Source organism: Colidextribacter sp. OB.20 (genome assembly GCF_009911595.1).
Lineage (GTDB): Bacteria > Bacillota > Clostridia > Oscillospirales > Oscillospiraceae > Lawsonibacter.
The window spans coordinates 1-4877 of sequence record NZ_QWKG01000116.1 but is presented as its reverse complement, the minus strand read 5'-3'; the positions used below and the strand labels follow the sequence as shown (position 1 = coordinate 4877).

4 protein-coding genes are annotated in these 4877 nt (G+C 57.5%); all 4 read right to left on the bottom strand.

Going from position 1 to position 4877, the window contains the following annotated elements; translation table 11 throughout:
- Positions 1-62 precede the first annotated feature (62 nt).
- Entirely contained in the window at positions 63-1472 is a 1410-nt protein-coding gene (locus tag D1641_RS18455; RefSeq protein ID WP_160668416.1) for a VirD4-like conjugal transfer protein, CD1115 family, read from the bottom strand.
- Between the two features lie 9 nt (positions 1473-1481).
- Positions 1482-2396 carry a pentapeptide repeat-containing protein gene (locus D1641_RS18450; RefSeq protein WP_160668414.1) on the bottom strand — a complete coding sequence of 305 codons (915 nt, stop codon included), beginning with the start codon at positions 2394-2396 and terminating at the stop codon, positions 1482-1484.
- Between the two features lie 108 nt (positions 2397-2504).
- On the bottom strand, positions 2505-3047 hold the full coding sequence (locus D1641_RS18445; protein WP_160668412.1) for a hypothetical protein: 543 nt from the start codon (positions 3045-3047) through the stop codon (positions 2505-2507).
- A gap of 64 nt (positions 3048-3111) precedes the next feature.
- A partial coding sequence (locus D1641_RS18440) for a SpaA isopeptide-forming pilin-related protein (protein WP_279285725.1) occupies positions 3112-4877 on the bottom strand: 1766 nt, incomplete at its 5' end.

Below are 4877 nucleotides of genomic sequence, written 5' to 3'. Positions count from 1 at the left end.
TTTTCCTACTGCTTGCTCAAGGCAGTATTTTAGCTGCACCGCGAACAGCGGATGGGCTGTTCTTACGTGCGCACTTTGTGGGTACTTTGCTCATTTCCACCCAAATAGATCAATGTGTCCGCGTTGCCCATCAGGCCCTCCCAATCGTCTTTGAACAGGGCTTTCAGAGCGGAGATATTTTGCAGGACAATGGTGGACATGATGTTGCGTGAGCGCATGGTGGCCTGGAGCTTGCCAAAATCGTCCGGCAGGGAGACGTTGCAGAACTCGTCCATCATCAGCCGGACCGGGACGGGCAGCGCCCCCTGGTGTACCTTGTCCGCCTGATAGTAGAGGGCCTGAAACGCGCAGGTATAGAGCATACCCACAAGGTAGTTGAAGGTGCCGTCGTTATCGGGAATGATGGCAAAAACGGCCTGCTTGCGGTCCCCCATCAGGCCCAGCTCCATATCGTCTCTGTTGGTGATGCCGACGATCTCCGGGATGATGAACGCGGACAGCCGGACGGCGGCGGACAGAAGAATACTTTTCGCGGTTTTGCCGGCGGCTTGCTTGAAAATTTTGTACTCCCGCACAGCGATATGGCTGGGGTCCTCCTCCTCCAGCGCTTCAAAGAGCAGGTCCAGGGGGGATTGGAAGTCGTCGCTGTCCTCCCTGGCCCCGCCGTTCTCGATCATATACATGACCATTTCAAAGTTTTGCTCCTCCGGGGGCGCTTCATGGAGCAGGTAGAGGATCAGGGCGGTGTCCAGGGCAATTTCGCTTTTCTCCCAAAACGGGTCATTGTTGCTGGCGTTCTTGGGGGTGGTGTTGCGGATCAGGTTATGCACCAGCTTCATGGCGTCCTTGTCGTCCCGGATATAGGGGAAGGGGTTAAAGGCGTCGGAGTTGGCCGGGTCGATCAGGTCAAAAACCTTGATAACATACCCCCTCTGAATGAGCAGCGGAGCCACGGCCCGCAGCATTTCTCCCTTGGGATCAGTCACCAAAAAACTGCAATTCGCCTGCATGAGATTGGGCTTGCAAAAAAAGCGGGTCTTGCCCGCGCCGGAGCCGCCGATCACGATTTGCAGGAGATTTCGCCGGTGCTTTTTCCCGTTGAGTCCCATGCGGACATTCTGCGTGAGGATGGTATTTTTCATGGGGTCTTTATCCCGGTACTTGGCGCAGAGCTGCCGGGGGCTGCCCCAGCGGGCGGAGCCGTGCTCCTCGCCGGGGCGCCGGTTCTCCTTGGTGGAGAGGTACAGCGCGGCGGCCCCGCCATACAGGAGCAGTCCGATCAACATGAATTTCGGGGTATAGGCCGTCCAGCCGATGGCAAAGGGGCGCTCCACCAAAACGGTGAAACGCCCCAGCAGGTCAAAGATGTTCATGCCGTCCTCGTAGGCGTAGGCCATAATTGCCGCCGCCCACAGGACCGGAACCGTCAGCAGCGCCCACGGGAGGATGCCGCTCTCTTGCTGTTTCTTCATAGGCCCGCCCTACCTTTCCGGCTGGCTCGGCTTTTCCTGCCGGGCAGGCCGGGGCCGCTGCCGGACCGGGAGTATGGGCACAGCCAGCTCATGGAACACAGACGCCCGCAGGCGCTCCGCCTCCTCCTGTGTCGCGCCGCCCTGGGTGATAGTGGCGCTGGGGAGATTTTGGATGCCGCTGGCGGCTACCCTGCCGTAGCTGCTGCCATCCAGCACAGCCCCCAGGAAGTCCACGCGGTCCAGCGTGCAGTCCAGCGTCAGGCAGGATTTCAGCCGGGCCTCCTGGAAGGAGACGGAGACAAGGGAGCTGTCCCGGAAATGGGAGTGTGCGATGCTGGCCCCGGTGAAGTTGACCATCCGGAGCAGTGCGGAGTGAAAATCGGTATCATCAAGGGTGGCGTTGTCAAAGACCGCGCCCCGGATGCCGCAGACGGAAAACTGGCAGCTCTGAAATTGTGAAAAAGAGCAGTCCACATTGTCGGGCATACAGTAGATGGTCACATGGTCAAAGTAGGACTCTGTGAAAAAGTCCGGGGGAAAACCATGCTCCGCCGCATGGTCGAACAGGGGCTGGCTGATGATCTTCAAGGGCCGCTTGGGGTCAAAGTCCCACATCTCATAGTGGTATTCCTGTGCGCCCATCAGGGTATAACGCCGTGCGCGGTTTGATTTTTGAACACAGAACGCCTCCACATCCCGCCTGATTTTTTCTACCTGCCCGGCCTCTCCGCCGCACGTCTGCGCTAAAAGCGAATAGAGCATATCAAGGGATAATTCGGAACGGTCCTGTAAAATATCATTGGTCTCCCGGATGGTCTGTACCCGGTTCGCGCCGTTGTACTGCGTCGGGTCAGCCCGTTCCAGCATATCAGCGATACTCTGGCTGATTGCAAGGCCGCTGCGGACCGCTTGGAAATGAGCCATAAAATTTCCTCCTTTCTGGCATATTGGTTACTTTTTGCGAGAGTGCGAAAAATGTCGGGAAATGCGTCTCAAGTTGAGACGCATTTCCGGCTTAATCTGCTATGACCTTTACCGCTCCGGCTCTGCCCGCTTCCTGGGCCGCTGTGTCGCTGCACTGATTTTCTTCGGATTGAACCCCCAATCCTTGGGATAGAGTTCTTTCAGCGTACCGCCCCACATGACAACCTTACCAAAACGCAGACTACCGCGCTCATTTGTCCGCAAGTCAAAGATACAGTATTTCCGGCCCTTTGCAGCGCCATTGGGGGCATAGGCAAAGCCATGGGTCTCTGTTGTGTCGATGATGTAGTAGGCTGGACCAGGAGCCTTTTCGTCTGCGGCGAAAAAATGCTTGGGATAAAACGCAGGCTCTCGGATATAATCCAGCGGCTCATACCTTGCTCCAATTCGCTCCATGTGCTGGGCAAACTCAAAAATGTGGTATGAGTGTCCTCCGATATTTGTATGGCAAATATCAATGAAACGGCACGCCCTGTCCCGCTTACTTCCGTCAGGATAGGTGATTCGGATACGTCCGCCGTCCGGGAGATGGAACATTGTTTGATATTCGCCATCGACAAAACGGATATAGCTATGTTTTTTCGCTGGCATTGGTTCCTCCTGTTCAAAGGCGGGAAATGCGTCTCAAGTTGAGACGCATTTCTCGACAAATTTCTCAATAGCCGGTCTTGGGCAGGGGCTTGGGCTTGCCGTACACGGTCGTTACCCAGCGGGACACGGCCTGTACCCATACGCCGTCATGGGTTCCGCCCACGTCGGCCACATTGACAAAGCTGCTCCCTGCGGTCAGGCCGGACACGGCCTTGCAGTGGAGCATAGGGGCTTCCACCTGGCTAAAGCCTCCGGGGACCTGACCGAACACGAACATGATTTCGGTGACGCGCTCATTGGCCGCAAGGCCCAGGGCCGTGGGACTTGCGGCAAGCGTGTAGTTTCGGCTGGTGCTGAGACTGTCAGCCAGAGTGCGGTAGTCCCCGGTGTTGTTCACCTTATAGACGATCTTATAGGTTCCGGGGAAATTGTAGGTGCCGGTGACTACCTTATCCAGCCGGACGGCGGCGGGCAGGGTGTCGCGCCAGTAGAACGACTGGAGCATAACATTGCTGTTGTTGCCGATCCGGGAGAACACATAGCGGACGGGCTGGCCGCTGGTGGCCTCCTTGGGGCCGGTCTTTTCAATGGAAACGCCGGTGGACAGGCTCTTATTGGTGATTTCCAGCTTGACGATCTGGCCGCTGTACTCCAACACGGCGGTATAGGTTTCCGAGGACGCGCCGTAGTTGGCCGGGGCCTTTGTCTCCCGGATGGTGTAGCGGCCCAGGGGGAGCTGCTTGGAGGACGCGAGGCCGTTGGCTCCGGTCACGATGGTATCCACCTTGTTCCCGTTGCGCTCGTTGTAAATCTCAAAGGTGGCCCCCTCCAGCAGTGTTCCGGCAGGCAGGCCGTTGGTGGGGTTGTAGTCCGCAGACTTCTTGATAATCTGGATTTGTCCCCGGACTGCGGTATTGGGCCAGGTAATGGTAGTACAGCCACCATACTGCACATAAATGGTCTTGGGCTGGGTGTCTAAAATGTACCCGTCCGCGCACTCGATCTCCCGGATGGTGTACTTGCCATCCGCAAGGCCCTGGTCGATATACACATACCCCTCGTTGTCGCTCTGATAGGTCCCCACGGGGTTCCCCTTGGCGTCGGAGAGCAGGAATGTTACACCGTAGATGCCCTCGCCAGTGAGACTGTCCACCTTATGAATGAGGGCGCTGCCGGTCTGCCGGTTGGTGATCTCCAGTGTAGCCGTGCCGCCGTCTTTCACTTCGATTTGGTGGGGGGTATCGTCCAACTGATAGCCCTTGGCGGCTTTCAGCTCCACCACCTGATACCAGCCCTTTTCCGCTTCGGGCAGATTGATAACGCCGTTTTTGTCGGTGGTGTAGGTGCCCACAATCTCCCCGTTGAGCTTGCGGACTTCAAACTGGACGCCCTTAATGCGCTCCCCGGTTTCCTCGTCCTTTTTGATGATGGTCAAACCGCCGATTTTGGTATTATACACGGTGATGGTCTGCGTGTCGCTGGCGTTTACCTTGACGGTCTGCGTCCTGGTTCCTTCGTCCATGACGTAACCGGGCAGGGGCTTGGTTTCGGTGATGACCAGCGTGCCCACCACGCCGGAAATGCGGATTTCGCCGTTGGCGTCGGTCTTATACAGGCCCTTGCTGGACAGGTGGCCGTAGTCGTCGTCCAGGTAGGAGCCGTCCGAGTAGGTGATCTGGAACTCCACCCCGGCCAGCGGCTCCCCGGTCTGCTTGTCCAGCTTCTTCACCACGATGCAGCCCTGCTTCTGATTGTAAAAGCGGAGGGTCTGCGCCTCGCCCACCTTGATTTTGATGGACTTGGGCGTGGTGTCGAGGACATAGCCCTCCA